The sequence below is a fragment of the Pauljensenia sp. C0170B4 genome, from assembly GCF_056590235.1.
The window spans coordinates 285,683-299,795 of sequence record NZ_JBWPVS010000002.1 but is presented as its reverse complement, the minus strand read 5'-3'; the positions used below and the strand labels follow the sequence as shown (position 1 = coordinate 299,795).

Genomic DNA, 14,113 nt, shown 5'->3' with positions numbered 1-14,113 from the left:
AGGAAATGAAACTTGTTCTTGTCCGGCACGGACAAACCGCCGCCAATCGATCACACGCACTGGATACGGGCCGTCCCGGCGCACCCCTCGACAAGCGAGGACGTAAACAGGCCGAATCGCTGGCAGCGCGGTGGGAAAACGATATTGCACCGGCACCAGGCCTGGTGGTCGTCTCACCTTTGATCCGAACGCGGCAAACAGCAGCACCGCTGATCGCCCGCTTCAACCCACACGTGTGGATTCGACCCGGCATCCGTGAAATTGAGACAGGCGACGGTGAAATGGCGGTGGACCGCGCCTCGGAAATGACGTACGTGCGCACCATCGTCCACTGGGCTCAGGGCAATCTGGATGCCAGAATGCCGGGTGCGCAAAACGGGCATGAAGTGCTGGCACGGGTGCGTCCCGTCATCGGAGAAATTGAACAGTGGGCCGAGGAGCACAAGGACGGAGTCGTCGCACTTGTCGCGCATGGCGCTATTTTGCGCACAATCACACCCGTGCTTGCCTCGAATGCGGATGCGCGCATGACGGTAACCAATCCGATGCGCAACACCGGCACCACGGTGCTCGATCGTGAAGGCGGCCAGTGGGTTGCGCGCACATGGAACGACCGTCCGATCGGCCAATGGCCCGTGCCCGACGGCGAGATTCCACTGGTGCGATCAGAACTGAGTGCTTAGAGAACCTTCGAGAAGAACGCCTTGGTGCGTTCGCGCGTGGGATGCTCGATGACGTCGGAAGGCTTCCCCGCCTCCACAATCACACCCTCATCCATGAACACGACCTGGTCGGCCACTTCGCGCGCAAACCCAACCTCGTGCGTGACAGCCACCATCGTCATGCCGGAGCGGGCCAGATCTTTCATCACGCCGAGCACTTCGTCAACCAACTCAGGGTCGAGGGCTGACGTCGGCTCATCGAACAACAACAGCTCCGGGTCCATGGCAAGTGCGCGCGCAATGGCAACACGCTGCTGCTGGCCACCGGACAGCTGCGAAGGATAGTGCTGAGCACGGTCAGCCAGACCGACACGATCCAGCAGCGACAGCGCCGTTTTCTGCGCCTCTTTTTCCTTGACGCCCTTGACGTGCACAGGTGCTTCCATCACATTTTCGAGGGCGGTCATATGGGGGAACAGGTTGAAACGCTGAAACACCATGCCAATGCGAGAGCGTTGCTGAGCGATGACCTTGTCGGGCAGGTCATGCAGAACAGGCTGACCAGATGAGTCAGTGGTTTCGCGGTACCCAATCAGGTCGCCTTCAACATAAATCCTGCCTGCGCTGATACGTTCCAACTGGTTAATGCAGCGCAGGAGGGTTGATTTTCCTGAACCGGACGGCCCCAGGATCACGCACACCTCGCCGCTGCGTACCGTCAGGTCGATGCCGCGTAATACATGAAGATCACCGAAGAACTTGTGAACTGCCTGCACGGAGACCATCGGGGCAAGTGAAGAGCTCATGGTGTGACCTCGATAAATGGATCGTTTTTCGTGGTGTGAGAGGAATTGATGGCGCTCTGGCGTCCCGTCTTGTGCGAGGAAGTGCCGGTCGTGCCTTCCGGGCGGTCAGAGGTAAAGCCACGCCCATAGTGCTGCTCAATGAAGTACTGAATGACCATCAACAGCGAGGTGATCGCCAGATACCACAGTGCGGCCGCGATCAGCAGGGGGATCGGCACGAACAGCGCCTGCCCCTTGGTGCGCGCCACGAACGTCAATTCCAGAGTGAACGGAATGGCGGCAACCAGAGAGGTGGTCTTGAGCATCGAGATCGTCTCATTCCCGATCGGCGGGACAATCACGCGCATTGCCTGCGGCAGGATAATGCGACGCAGGATCAGACCGCGATGCATACCGAGCGCGGTCGCTGCTTCTTCCTGTCCCTTATCAACGGACAGCAGACCTGCGCGGATAATTTCAGCCAGGTAGGCACCCTCGTTGAGTCCCAGGCCAATGAACGCCATCCAAAACGGCGTGAAAACCTGAGCGGTGTCGAAGGTGACGAACTCGGGGCCAAAGGGAATACCAAGTGAGAGCTGAGGGTAGAGGGTTGGAAGCAGAGACCAGAAGATGAGCTGCGTGTAGATTGGTGTGCCGCGGAAGAACCAGATGTAGAACGTGGCGACCCACCGCAGGATCGGGTTGGGCGACTGACGCATAATTGCCATCGTCACCGCGAGGACCGTGCCGAGGATCATGGCGACGATCGTCAGGAGGATCGTGTACATCACGCCGCTGACAATGGTGCGTGAGAACAGCCATTGCCACACAACGTCCCACCGGAAGTTCGGGTTGGTCAGCAGCGTGTTGATCGCCATGGCGACAAGCACGGCGACAATCGCAGCCGACACGAGCCGACCGATACGTGGCACGGGTTTGGCGTGAATAATCTCAACGCCGTCACGAATGTCTTGCTTCGGCACTGGTCACTCTTTCTCTGGTTAACCGACAGGTCACTCAACCGGCGGATTGACAGTGGCCGTGTCGAGGGCGGAGGAGTCCGCGCCGTAGGGCGCGAGGATTTTCTCTAGGTATCCGCTGTCCATCAGGTACTGCATGGCCTTGGCAAGGGCATCTGTCAGAGCCTGATCAGACGTGGAAACCGCAACGCCCTGTGGGGCTGCTTCGATGACGTCTCCAACCTGTTCGAGCTGTCCCTGGGTGAGCTTGACCGTGTAGCTGATCACTGTGGAATCTGCCAGGGTTGCGTCGTACTGTCCACCCACAACCTTCGTGGCGACGTCAGTCTGCAGATCCATCGGCATGACCTGAATGGCGGGTTTGCCGTCGGCTTCACACTTTGCGGACAGCTCGTTGGCGTACTCGTGCTGGAACGTGCCGTTCTGAACGCCGAGGGTGGCGCCACAGGGGTCAGCGGGGTCGAAGTTCTTCGGGTTGCCTGTCGATACGGCGTATGCGGAACCAACCTCGATGAACTGAACGAAGTTGGTTTCTTTCTCACGTTCTGGAGTAATCGTGAACGCTGACATGCCGATGTCAAACTTGGTGCCCAGTGCCGGAATGATCGTGGGGAACTCGGCGTGCGTGGTGGTGCCTTCCGACAGACCCAGCACCTGTGCGAGGCCGCGCACCAGGTCAACTTCGTAGCCAACAGGGGTCTGACCATCGTCACCGCGGAATTCCGCCGGCGCGTAGTCCGTGGAGGCACCATTTCGCAGGACGTCACGATCCTTGATTTCCTGTGGAACGAGGGCAGCGATATCATCCTGGACTGGAATCTGGCTGGTATCGAAGGGGGTGATCCCCGTGGATGCCATTGGATTGTCGGCAGATGAGGTCGCTGATTGTGCTCCGGATGATGCGCCGGCATTCGACTGATCGGCAGGGACGTCATCGGGATCAGAGCACGCGGCCAGGCCACAGGCGGTCAGGGCAGCAATTGCAGTGACGACAGTAAACTTACGCATGATTTCCTCCAATATGCGAGCAACGCGAAGGAACTATTTCTCCACGTCGACCAACATATACGAGTATGCGCATAAAAGTATAGTTATGTGTCGCCGTCTCAATATGTGAAGCGACCGGCGCGGCGGCATCGCCGCTCAGACATGGTCAGTGGCCACGCAGGGCACGACGCGACGGGCGCGCCTTCATGGGATCAATGCTGCGAGGAACGCGTTGGTGCGTCTTGTTCTCCAACGCTGTCAACCGCTGAGAGATCGCAGGAACTTCCTCACGAGTCAGCGTCTTCTTGAGCTTCCGGATACGACGGTCAAGCTGCCCGAGGGTGATCTGTCCATCACCATGGCCCACCTCAATCAGGTGAATCGGAACGTTCTGGGCGACACGCTGCGTGTTGCGACGCTCCTGATTCAACATCGGGCGCACACGCGAGGAGGGTCCCTCGGAAATGAAAACCACACCGGGCCTGCCGACAAGGCGCCACACCAGATCCTGATGGCGATTCGCTGCAACAGGCTCTTCGCTGACAATCCACCCGCGCTTGATCTGACTGATAACCGCATACACGGATCCGATCGTGCCGTCGATCTGCTGATACATTGCGCGGCGCACAAGTGCGGCGAGCAGACCCATGCACAGCAGCAGTGCCAACATGACTCCCGTCAAGATCCACATGAACCATGAGTTGGTGAGGAATCCGAGGAGGATGCCAAGAGCGATGAGAACGATGGAACCACCGATCATCACCCATCCGATCCACGGATATGAGCGCGCAGTGATCTTATAAGCGTCAGCGAAGTTCTGATACCACCGACGCTTCTTTTCCTGGGGTGCGTTTTCCTTTGCCATAACGGTCCTATCCTACCTGTGATTGGAGCCGTGCGGGACCACGGCTTCCTGCGCGACGCAAAATCTCACCCGTGAGTGCGATAACAAGTCCGGCGCACACTGCGATCGCATACGCCCACGGCGCACCGGACGAAGACGCCACCATGCCACCCGCGGCTGATCCACAGGACACGCCGATTGTGACCGAAGACTGCATCGACGTCATCGCCACTGAAACACCTTGTGGGGGAGCCAGGCGTTCCGACAATGAAAAGGCCGTCACCATTGTGGGCCCCACGAAGAGTCCGGCAATGAGCAGCATGAGAGCAGTCAGGATAATGCTCGAGGCCCCAGCTGTTGCCCCCATCGCTGCCGCAATTCCGACCCCGCCGATGATGACGCGCCACGACAGTCGCACGGATTCGGGAATCAAGACAACCATCAGGGCCATTGCGGCTGACCCGATACCCATGACCGCGTAAATCAAACCGGCCTGCGTCTGCATTCCGGCCATTGCTGCTCGTTGGGTGGTGCCGGCCTGAACGGAGCCAAATATCGTACCGATACAGGCCATGATGAGGATCGCCGGAAGGACAACGCGCAGCACCGAGGCGATCGACACCGGCGGGGTTTGCGTGCGATCAGCGTCGTCCTCGTTCGGCAGGGAAGCGGGCGTGCGAATAGCGAAAGGAATCCCGGCGCACAGCATGAGGAGGACGGCCAGTGCCAATGGCGCGGCAGGTGCTGCGGCGGACGCGGCGATGCCAACGAGGGCTGGGCCGAGGACGAAGACGAATTCATCAGCGGTGGACTCATAGGAAAAGGCTGCGGCCAGATGATGGGGGGAGGTAGTGCGCGCCACCCAGCGTGCACGCGTAAATGAGCCAATCGGAACGGCAGTCAGGCCCACGCATAAGGCAGCTAGCCACAAACCTGGGCCACTGTGAGCAGTCAGCGCTACAGCGCATAGTCCAGTTAGGGAGAGCGCGTTGAGGGGGAGCAGCGTGAGCAGTACCGGTCGTTGTCCGCCAAGGTCAGCCCAGCGTCCGATCAGCGGCGAAGCGATGGCTGTTGACAGAGAGACCACACCGGTCGCCAGTCCGCCGGTTGCGACGGATCCAGTAGAGGCGGTGATTGCCGTCATCGTCCCCAACGGAACCATGGCGTAAGGTGCGCGAGCCACAAACGCGATGATGAGCTCGGGCCACCCAACCAGAGCGGGCAGAATACGATAATGCGCCAGAGCGCGAAATGGTGATGTCTGCACGAAAGCATGTCCCAACATAGGCGTGCCCTCAAGGGTCTTGCCAGGCAAGAGCAGGAGGGCTTGCTGCGCCACGGCAGCGGTGCCATTCTAGCGTGTATCCATGCGCCATCCACAGATTGCGATTGCGTATTGTGTCATAGGGGAAGGCCCGTCACAGTAGGGGCATGGATATCAATTCCTACGAGTTGCGGTCATTGGCCTCGATGAGCCATGCCGGCCCCATGTGGCACACACTGACTCGCGATGGGAACGCAGGCCTGCTGGCACTGCGGTCAGCTGACGATGCGCAGCGCCTGGAGTCACGGTGGCGCGCCTGGGCGCAGATTGACTGTGACAACGTGGTACGGCTCCACGACGTGGCGCGCCATGACGATGGACGGTGTGCCGTTGTGATGGAGTACGTCACCGGTCGCACACTCGACACGCTGATCGGGACCCCCTCACTTCGTCGCAGGCAGGTGCGCGAGCACATCAGCGCGTCCATCCGGCGCGGTGTGGAGGCGCTCCACGAGCACGGCATCGTGCACGGCGACCTGTCTCCATCCAATATCGTGGTGCGCCCCGACTATCAGGCGGTTCTCATTGACATTATCGATGGTCCCGAAGGCATCATCGGCACTGAAGGATGGTCCGATGGTGAGGGCACAGTCGAGGGCGACTGGGACAGCGTTGCGCGTATTGAACGCAAACTCAGCGGCCCCGGCAGTGTGGGCGACGAATTAGGGGAGGTGCTGCGTCGCGCGGCGAACACGGAGCTCACACAGCATGAGAACGCGCCGGCACGGCATAAGCGACCTCGGTCTTCTCACGCAAAAGTCGGTTTTGCAGCGTGTATGGCGTTCGGAGTCGGCGCATGGGTGATCGGGCATGCAGTGCGCAGCGATGCTGAACAGAGCGTCTCCGAATCGGGCGCGGTATCAGCGTGCCCGAGCAGTGATGAGGCTCGTGACGTCATCACCGATGTGCTGCGTTCACGTGACAGCGCATTGATGAATCGCGATGTTGACGGGCTGACGTATGCAACCAGTGGTGTGTTGCTGGAGTCGGACCAGGCACTGATAGAGAATCTGGTCGCAGGCGGTGTGGAATTGAAGAATCTGTCGACAGCCGTTGTGGGCGATGTGACGGTTCGCTGCGACGGGCAGATGGTGACGGTCAGCACCCGCATTCAGCAGGCCAGCCACCAGCGCTGCGAGGCTGGACTGTGCCGCAGCGTCGGCACCCAGCCTGAACACAACGTGGAACTGACACTGGGCGGACATCCGCTGAGTGTTCACGACATAGCAAGCGGGGATGCGCCGAGTAACTCGAGCGCACCCCCGCCTGGTGAGGATTTCTAGAGACCCAGATCTGCCTGGAATGCTCCCTGCTCCAGACGACGCTTGACGTCCATCAGGTAGCGGGCCGCGTCGCCGCCGTCGACCAAACGGTGATCGTACGACAGGGCCAGGTACACCATCGAGCGGATGCTGATTGAATCATTGCCCATCGCGTCCTTGACAACCACAGGGCGTTTCACGATCGTTCCGACGCCCAGAATTGCGGTTTCCGGCATGTTGAGAACCGGAGTGTCGAAGAGTGCTCCACCCGATCCCGTGTTGGTAATCGTGAAGGTGGATCCGCTCAGGTCATCGACACCTGCGCTGCCATCGCGTGTGCGCTTGGCCAGGTCATTGATCGAGGCTGCAATTTCAGGAAGTGACTTGCTTCCTGCATCCTTGATGACCGGAACCAGCAGCCCGCGCTCGGTGTCCACGGCAATGCCGATGTGCTCGTGATCGTGGTACGTCACCTTCTTGTCGTCGATCGTTGCGTTGATCTTCGGGTGCGCAACGAGGGCTTCGGTAGCGGCCTTGACGAAGAAAGGCAGGAACGTCAGCTTCGTATTGTGCTTTTCCTGGAACGGAGCCTTGGAGGCTGCGCGCAGGGCAGCAATACGGGTGACATCCACTTCGACCACTGTGGTCAGCTGAGCAGCTGTCTGCAAAGACTCGATCATGCGCTTTGCGATCGTCTGGCGCAGACGCGTCATCTTCTCAGTCTTTCCACGAAGTTCAGACGGCTCGAAGACGATCGGCTCATCGGATGACTGCGGTGCAGGAGCCCCACCAGATGCGGCCGGCGCTGCCTTCGACGAGGACGACTCAATGGCTTTTTCGACGTCTTCGCGGCGAATACGGCCACCAACACCCGTGCCAGTCACGGTGGACAGGTCGATGCCGGCCTCACGTGCCAGCTTGCGCACGATCGGTGTGACGTACTGACCAGAAGCAACGGACTGTTCAGGCTGATCCGCAACCTTCGTGCCGGACTCGGTAGCTTTCGGCGCCAGCGTTTCAGGCGTCTCGAATTCCTTCTTATCCGAATCGCCTGGCTGATGCGGCATCGGAGGAGCCGGGGGTGCAGGCGGTGCGGGTGGCGCAGGGGGTGCCGGAGGCGCCTGACGAGGTGCGGGCGGCTCGGCCGATGGGGATGGAGCCGATGTATCTTCCGACGGCTCATCGGGTGCGACAGCATCTGCCGTCTTCTTTTCCGCCGACTGGTCAGATGCTGCGCCGCCGGCCTGATCGGAGATCACGGCCACCACGGTGCCGACCTCCACCGTTTCGTCTTCTTCCACCCGGATTTCCACCAGGTAACCGGATGCGGGGGAGGGAACTTCAGAGTCGACCTTGTCAGTGGACACTTCCAGAAGCGGCTCATCTGCTTCGACCTCGTCACCGACCTGCTTGAGCCAGGTTGTCACCGTGCCTTCAGTGACTGATTCGCCCAAGGCGGGCATGGTGACCTCGGTGGTGTTACCGCCGCTCGAGGCAGGGGCCTGCCTGGATTCGGCTTCCGGCTCTGGTTCAGATTCCTCGGAGGCAGCTTCCTGTGATTCATCGGCGCTCTGGTCGCCCTCGTCGCCTGCCTCGTCCGCTGAAGCCTCTTCACCTTCCTCGCCAATCAGGGCGATCTCGGTTCCGACCTCAACGGTTTCGTCTTCTTCAACCAGAATCTTGAGCAGAACGCCGCTGGCGGGGGAGGGAACTTCAGAGTCGACCTTATCGGTGGACACTTCCACAATCGGTTCGTCAGCTTCAATCTTGTCGCCCACCTGCTTGAGCCACGTTGTCACTGTTCCTTCAGTGACGGACTCGCCCAGAGCGGGCATCTTCACTGCTGTCGCCATCGTTCAATCTCCTTTATGCGTGACTCAGTTGTGGGAGTGAAGAGGTTTGCCGGCAAGGGCCAGAGCTGCTTCACCAATTGCTTCGTTTTGGGTGGGGTGAGTGTGAATCAGCGCGGCCAGATCCTCCGGATACGCTTCCCAATTCACCATAAGTTCGCCTTCACCGATCTGTTCACCCATACGGTCACCCACGGCATGGAACCCGACGATCGGGCCATCCTGGACGTTGATCAGCTTGACGAAACCACTGGTATTCAAGATATTTGATTTGCCATTGCCAGCCAAGTTGTATTCGACTGTGTGAACGGCATCGTCACCGTACTTTTCACGAGCCTGCTTTTCAGTCAGACCAACAGAGGCGATCTCCGGTTCACAGAAGGTGACGCGCGGAATTCCTGTCTCATCGATGACCTGAGGATTGAGCCCCGCGATCTCCTCGGCGACAAAAATTCCCTGCAGGAAGCCACGGTGAGCCAGCTGCAATCCGGGGACGATGTCGCCCACAGCGTAGACGTTGCCCACGCCGGTGCGCAGACGCTCGTCGGTAATTACGAAACCACGATCCATCGTGATGCCGGCCTCTTCGTAACCCAAGTCGTTGGTAACAGGACCGCGTCCGACTGCGACCAGCAGAATGTCGGCGTCAATTTCCTTACCGTTTTCGGTCGTGACGTGAACGCCGGAATCATCCTGCGTGGCACCGGCAAAACGCGTATTCGTGTGGAACTTGATGCCGCGCTTGCGGAACTGGCGCTCCAGCTGCTTTGAGACCGCTTCATCTTCGTTATTGGCCAGGTGCGGCAGTGCCTCGATGATCGTGACCTGAGCACCCAGTGAACACCACACGGAGGCAAACTCCAGGCCGATCACACCGCCGCCCAGGACGACCACGGATTCGGGCACCCATTCCATCTGCAGCGCCTGCTCAGAGGCGATAATACGGCCACCGATCTCGAGACCGGGGATTGAGCGCGAGTATGACCCCGTCGCAAGGACGATGTTCTTTCCCGTCACGGTGCGACCGTCAACGTCAATCGTGGTGGGGGAGGTCAGACGGCCCCATCCCTCGATCACGTCGATCTTTCGCTGGGAAATCAGCCCCTGCAGGCCCTTGTAAAGCTTCTTGATGACAGAGTCGCGGTACTTCATCAGCTGTGGCATGTCCACGCCTTCGAAGGAGGACTTCACACCGAAGTGCTCGGATTCCTTGACCGTGTCGACGATCTCAGCGGCATGCAAATAGGCTTTCGTTGGAATGCAGCCGCGGTGCAGGCATGTGCCCCCGACTTTGTCTCCCTCGATCAGTGCAACTTTCAGTCCTAATTGGGCGCCTCGTAAGGCAGCGGCATATCCGCCGGATCCTGCTCCTAAGATGACGATGTCGTAATCGGGCTCGCTCACTTATTCACTCCTCAAAGTTGGACTCGTGTGGACCGTCATGGACCAACTGGGTCTATTGTCCCACTTGCAGCGGTTTTTTTCTGACTTGTACGTGGGAACTTTTGGTGCGCCATCCCATATCTGGCGCCATCGCGCCAAGAACGGCCGTTTTGTCGCTTCTGGGCCGTACTATGTCATATGCGACAGCACCGCCGTTGCTGAAAGGAGACACTGTCCATGGGTGTTACGCCGGCACCACAGCCAGCAGAAAGCGTGGCAGATGATCGCGGCCCGTCATGGGGCTTGGGCCGCCTTGTTCCTGCCGCGTACTGGCTTTTCGGTGCGTGGACAACGGTCGTGTCGATTCGTAGCCTGACAAGTCGGGGCGAGGAACCGCTGGGGCCCTATGTGCTCGCCCTGGTCGCCTCACTGCTGTACCTCGTTGCAGCAGCGGCGTTGACTCATAACGGGCGCCGCATGCGCATGGTCGGATGGGCCAGTGTCATCACTCAGACGGTCGGCCCACTGATCGTCGGACTGTCGTTCTGGGGAATCAACGAGCTCACATCCGAGCGATCCCCGTGGAGTCGTTTCGGCGCGGAATACTATTATCTGCCGCTGCTGCTGGCAGTCGTCGGACTGGTGTGGCTGTGGTGGTCAAATCCGCGTCGTATCGTGGAACTTGCCGAACAGATCGAACGCCAGCCGAGGCGCCGCAGTTAGCACGAGTGCGGGAATCCGATCTGACGCCAGGCCTCATACAGGCCGATAGCAGCCGAGTTCGCCAGGTTGAGTGACCGGATCCCCTCGCACATGTGGATACGGACCCGCGACGTCACACGCGGATCATCCATCACGTCCTCAGGCAGACCGGTCGGTTCGGGGCCAAACATCAGCCCGTCGCCGTCGCTGTAGGACACATCGGTGTACATCGTGGTTGTGTGTCCGGTAAATGCCCAGATCTTTCCGGGAATGCCGGCCAGTGCATCGTCGAGGTTGGGGTGAACCTTCACGTGCGCCAAGTCGTGATAATCCAGGCCGGCGCGACGCAGTTTCGCGTCATCCATGTCGAAGCACAGTGGCTCAACCAGATGCAGCATCGATCCGGTGCATGCGGAAAGCCGGATGGCGGCTCCCGTATTGCCCGGGATGCGCGGTTCATAAAAGATCACATGTAACACGTGTTCAATCTTGCCCCCTATCGGGCGCTGACAGCGACATGGCGCGTCGTGATCTTTTACTCCTGAGGCGTGGCAAAGACTGCCGTCAGTCTCCCTCGTGCAATCGTGTGGAACATGGTTGCGAAGGCAACCTGGGCGGCCGAGGCGTCCTCGTCCACCTCGAGGGTTTCGACGTCCAGTGCGTGAACGGCAAAAATGTAGCGGTGCGGGCGATCTCCAGGCGGCGGGGCGGCTCCGTAGTACGAATGGTCGCCGTGGTCTGCGCGAATATGGAAAGCGGCGCCGTCAAGGTCAAGGTCGGAGGATCCGGCACCTTGTGGAAGTTCGGTCTGCGTGGCAGGAATGTCCACGATTATCCAGTGCCACCAACCTGACGGTGTGGGGGCGTCCGGATCGAAACATGTGACGACGAATGAGCGGGTCTGCTCGGGGAAGCCGCTCCACGCCAGATGGGGTGAGACGTTTCCTCCCTCGGCGCTGTGGATGGCGGGAAGAGTCTGGTTGTCAACAATGTCGTTGGAAGTCACGGGAAAAGTAGCGTCAACAGGCAGGAGATCGTAGGGATCGGGGGCTGTTGGGCGATCGTTGAGGTTCACCATTGCTCCTTTCGTTTGAGATATCCACCATAGTCGTGCTGTGCGTGATTTTCGAGGGCGACTGGCGGATGAGCTCCAGATGCCGGGGGAGTGTCCTATGATATCGAACATCTGTTCGAAAGGAGGGGGAATGGCATTGAGTGCACGCGAACGACTGGAGGGCGCACGCGCAGCGCTTGCTCAGGCGGAAGAAGAAACTGGCGTGCGTCATCGCGACGAGTATGACATCCAACGCCATCTGAACTCACGTGCTCACGACGCCGAGGCTCCGGTGGGCTGTATTTTTCACGTTGAGCCCTCTGCGACTCACCTGATCCGCGCCGTTATTGACCTGGCACCGCACGGAGCGTGGTGCGCATTTGTCGGCGTGGCGAATATGGGGTGGGAAGCGGCATCGAACATGGGACTTGAACTCGAACGCGTCATCGATGTGCCGCACCCGGATCGCTGTGCTGTCCAGATCCTGAGTACCCTGATCGACGGCGTGGATGTCGTCGCAGTGGGGCGGGTCGAACTGACCGTGCGCGAACAGCGCCAACTGGCAGGCAGAGCGCGCACACGCGGGATACGGATCGTCACTGCCTACCCGTGGATCGGTCTTTCGCGTCCGCTGGCTGCAAGTCTGGTGGCTCCAACGAAGCAGGCGGTCTGAGATGGCGGCCAGCAGACGCGTGGTGGTGTGGGTTCCCGACTGGCCTACCCAGTCACTTGCAGTTAACACGCCGCCAGGAGGGCGAGCCATTATTGCGTCAAATGGTCGCGTGCAGGCTGCGACACTGGCTGCGCGCCGCGCAGGTGTGCGCACGTCGATGCTCTTGACGACTGCGCAGTATCTGTGCCCCGACGCACTGATCTACCCAGATGATCCGCTTGAGCAAAATGCCGCATTCGAACATGTGCTCGATGCATGCGACCGGGTGGCCGCACATGTGACGTGCCTGCGGCCAGGACTGGCATGGGCGCCTGCTGCAGGCCCGGCGCGGTGGGTTGGATCGGAAGAAAAACTCGCACAAAAACTGACTGAAACGATCGTTGAGGAATGCGGGGTCGAATGCCACGTGGGGATTGCGACGGGGATACTGACAGCAATATGGGCCGCCCGCTCTGATGAGATCGTTCCCGCCACCTGTGCCGAACAGTATGTGAGTGAAATACCGCTGGCGCATATTCCACGCATCGTGCCGTGTCAACGCACACAGGACGCACATCATGCGATCGAGGTGCTTGAGGACCTGGGGGTGACAACGTGTGCTGATGTGCTGCGTGTCGGCAAGAAAGCGCTGCTGTCACGATTCGGGCGCTCAGGGGAGGACCTGTGGAGCCTGGCCAGCGGGGGCGACCTGTTTATTGCGCCGCGTGCACGCACCACCTCAGCGGTGAACGTGGAACGCACATTCGATGACCCAGTGACCAGTCTTGACATGGTTGCCTTGCAGCTTCGAGCAGTGGCGGAAAATCTGCGGCAGAAACTGTGGAGCCAGGGTGTCAACGCGCACGCGCTGAGTATCCGCGTCGCGACGACAACAGGACAGGACTGTGAGCGCACATGGTGTGGGGTGAACTGCCTGGACCCCAGTGAAGTTGTTGATCGTCTGCGCTGGCAATTACGCGGCTGGCTTGACCGCCTGCTTCCACAGGACGATGGCGATGCCGGTGGGTTGAGCACGATGCAGGTGGTGGCCTGCGACCTGTACGACACAGTAATGCCGGACCAGCTGTGGGCAGGGCCGGAGAGCAGTCGACGCGCTGAACGGGCCGCTTTGCGGGTGCAGTCAGTGGTCGGCACCGAGGGAGTGCGCGCGGTATGTATGCAGGGAGGATTCGATCCACGGTCGCGTGTGCACTCTTCCCCTTGGGGAAGCCCGGGACAAGAGCCCGTCAGGAGCGAAGGAGAATGGGACGGCGCTCTGCTGCGCGCGCCCACAGTGATGCTGGACAAACCCGAGCAGGTTGAGGTGCGCGCCGGGCTGACTCCTGTCGTGGTGACTGAACGCGGATACCTCAGCGCACCGCCCACACATATCGTGCGCGCCAGGGAACAGATCTCCATCGTGCAGGTGCAGGGCATCTGGGTTGTCCAAGGGCGCTGGTGGGAGGAACAGACAACAGAACGTTCGGCACGTGTCTATGTCATTGCAAGTCGGGACGGAAGCGACGTCCTGCTGAGCTTTCAGTCAGGCAGATGGTGGATCGAAGGTTTCTTTGAATAAAACGAGCTCGGGTACCATCAGGCTCAGGAGGACACGGTCGACGAGGAAA

At 60.0% G+C, this 14,113-nt stretch carries 14 protein-coding genes; 5 read left to right on the top strand and 9 right to left on the bottom strand.

The window, feature by feature from the left end:
- Positions 1-5 precede the first annotated feature (5 nt).
- Positions 6-683, top strand: coding sequence for a histidine phosphatase family protein (locus tag AC1EJ1_RS03820; RefSeq protein ID WP_285014175.1), 678 nt, complete (start codon positions 6-8; stop codon positions 681-683).
- Here AC1EJ1_RS03820 and AC1EJ1_RS03815 read toward each other — a convergent pair.
- From AC1EJ1_RS03815 to AC1EJ1_RS03795, 5 genes are all read right to left on the bottom strand, one after another.
- A complete protein-coding gene (locus AC1EJ1_RS03815) occupies positions 680-1,468 on the bottom strand; it encodes an amino acid ABC transporter ATP-binding protein (RefSeq protein WP_058236607.1) in 789 nt (262 codons plus the stop codon). The two genes, AC1EJ1_RS03820 and AC1EJ1_RS03815, sit on opposite strands and share 4 nt — an antisense overlap.
- Entirely contained in the window at positions 1,465-2,430 is a 966-nt protein-coding gene (locus tag AC1EJ1_RS03810) for an amino acid ABC transporter permease (RefSeq protein WP_227469306.1), read from the bottom strand. The genes AC1EJ1_RS03815 and AC1EJ1_RS03810 overlap by 4 nt, the downstream gene beginning before the upstream one ends.
- A gap of 30 nt (positions 2,431-2,460) precedes the next feature.
- Entirely contained in the window at positions 2,461-3,435 is a 975-nt protein-coding gene (locus AC1EJ1_RS03805) for a transporter substrate-binding domain-containing protein (RefSeq protein ID WP_285014169.1), read from the bottom strand.
- A gap of 145 nt (positions 3,436-3,580) precedes the next feature.
- Positions 3,581-4,279 carry a DUF4191 domain-containing protein gene (locus AC1EJ1_RS03800; RefSeq protein WP_058236609.1) on the bottom strand — a complete coding sequence of 233 codons (699 nt, stop codon included), beginning with the start codon at positions 4,277-4,279 and terminating at the stop codon, positions 3,581-3,583.
- 7 nt (positions 4,280-4,286) lie between these two features.
- On the bottom strand, positions 4,287-5,597 hold the full coding sequence (locus AC1EJ1_RS03795; protein ID WP_285014167.1) for an MFS transporter: 1,311 nt from the start codon (positions 5,595-5,597) through the stop codon (positions 4,287-4,289).
- A 92-nt stretch (positions 5,598-5,689) separates the two neighbouring features.
- Here AC1EJ1_RS03795 and AC1EJ1_RS03790 point away from each other — a divergent pair, with 92 nt between their 5' ends.
- Entirely contained in the window at positions 5,690-6,865 is a 1,176-nt protein-coding gene (locus AC1EJ1_RS03790; RefSeq protein WP_285014165.1) for a protein kinase domain-containing protein, read from the top strand.
- On the opposite strand, the gene sucB is transcribed toward AC1EJ1_RS03790, so the two are convergent.
- Together sucB and lpdA are read right to left on the bottom strand one after the other, a co-directional pair.
- A complete protein-coding gene (gene sucB, locus AC1EJ1_RS03785; protein ID WP_285014163.1) occupies positions 6,862-8,697 on the bottom strand; it encodes a 2-oxoglutarate dehydrogenase, E2 component, dihydrolipoamide succinyltransferase in 1,836 nt (611 codons plus the stop codon). The two genes, AC1EJ1_RS03790 and sucB, sit on opposite strands and share 4 nt — an antisense overlap.
- Positions 8,698-8,721: 24 nt before the next feature.
- Positions 8,722-10,098: a dihydrolipoyl dehydrogenase gene (gene lpdA, locus AC1EJ1_RS03780; protein WP_058236612.1), complete on the bottom strand. Its 1,377-nt coding sequence runs from the start codon at positions 10,096-10,098 to the stop codon at positions 8,722-8,724.
- 216 nt (positions 10,099-10,314) lie between these two features.
- Here lpdA and AC1EJ1_RS03775 point away from each other — a divergent pair, with 216 nt between their 5' ends.
- The gene (locus AC1EJ1_RS03775; RefSeq protein ID WP_285014160.1) at positions 10,315-10,800 is read left to right on the top strand and encodes a hypothetical protein; all 486 of its coding nucleotides are present in this window, start codon (positions 10,315-10,317) and stop codon (positions 10,798-10,800) included.
- Here the strand turns inward: AC1EJ1_RS03775 and AC1EJ1_RS03770 are convergent.
- Positions 10,797-11,258 carry a tRNA (cytidine(34)-2'-O)-methyltransferase gene (locus tag AC1EJ1_RS03770; RefSeq protein WP_058236891.1) on the bottom strand — a complete coding sequence of 154 codons (462 nt, stop codon included), beginning with the start codon at positions 11,256-11,258 and terminating at the stop codon, positions 10,797-10,799. The two genes, AC1EJ1_RS03775 and AC1EJ1_RS03770, sit on opposite strands and share 4 nt — an antisense overlap.
- 56 nt (positions 11,259-11,314) lie before the next feature.
- A complete protein-coding gene (locus AC1EJ1_RS03765; protein WP_257525469.1) occupies positions 11,315-11,854 on the bottom strand; it encodes a YbhB/YbcL family Raf kinase inhibitor-like protein in 540 nt (179 codons plus the stop codon).
- Between the two features lie 130 nt (positions 11,855-11,984).
- Between AC1EJ1_RS03765 and AC1EJ1_RS03760 the strand changes: the two genes are divergently transcribed.
- Complete coding sequence (locus tag AC1EJ1_RS03760; protein WP_285014157.1) at positions 11,985-12,506, top strand: hypothetical protein; 522 nt, start codon at positions 11,985-11,987, stop codon at positions 12,504-12,506.
- Position 12,507: 1 nt separating this feature from the next.
- A complete protein-coding gene (locus AC1EJ1_RS03755) occupies positions 12,508-14,064 on the top strand; it encodes a DNA polymerase Y family protein (protein WP_092648537.1) in 1,557 nt (518 codons plus the stop codon).
- Positions 14,065-14,113 lie beyond the last annotated feature (49 nt).

Coding starts and splice junctions, on each gene's coding strand:
- AC1EJ1_RS03820 (WP_285014175.1), top strand. CDS start 6: ATGAAACTTGTTCTTGTCCGGCACGGACAAACCGCCGCCAATCGATCA.
- AC1EJ1_RS03815 (WP_058236607.1), bottom strand. CDS start 1,468: ATGAGCTCTTCACTTGCCCCGATGGTCTCCGTGCAGGCAGTTCACAAG.
- AC1EJ1_RS03805 (WP_285014169.1), bottom strand. CDS start 3,435: ATGCGTAAGTTTACTGTCGTCACTGCAATTGCTGCCCTGACCGCCTGT.
- AC1EJ1_RS03800 (WP_058236609.1), bottom strand. CDS start 4,279: ATGGCAAAGGAAAACGCACCCCAGGAAAAGAAGCGTCGGTGGTATCAG.
- AC1EJ1_RS03790 (WP_285014165.1), top strand. CDS start 5,690: ATGGATATCAATTCCTACGAGTTGCGGTCATTGGCCTCGATGAGCCAT.
- sucB (WP_285014163.1), bottom strand. CDS start 8,697: ATGGCGACAGCAGTGAAGATGCCCGCTCTGGGCGAGTCCGTCACTGAA.
- AC1EJ1_RS03775 (WP_285014160.1), top strand. CDS start 10,315: ATGGGTGTTACGCCGGCACCACAGCCAGCAGAAAGCGTGGCAGATGAT.
- AC1EJ1_RS03760 (WP_285014157.1), top strand. CDS start 11,985: ATGGCATTGAGTGCACGCGAACGACTGGAGGGCGCACGCGCAGCGCTT.
- AC1EJ1_RS03755 (WP_092648537.1), top strand. CDS start 12,508: ATGGCGGCCAGCAGACGCGTGGTGGTGTGGGTTCCCGACTGGCCTACC.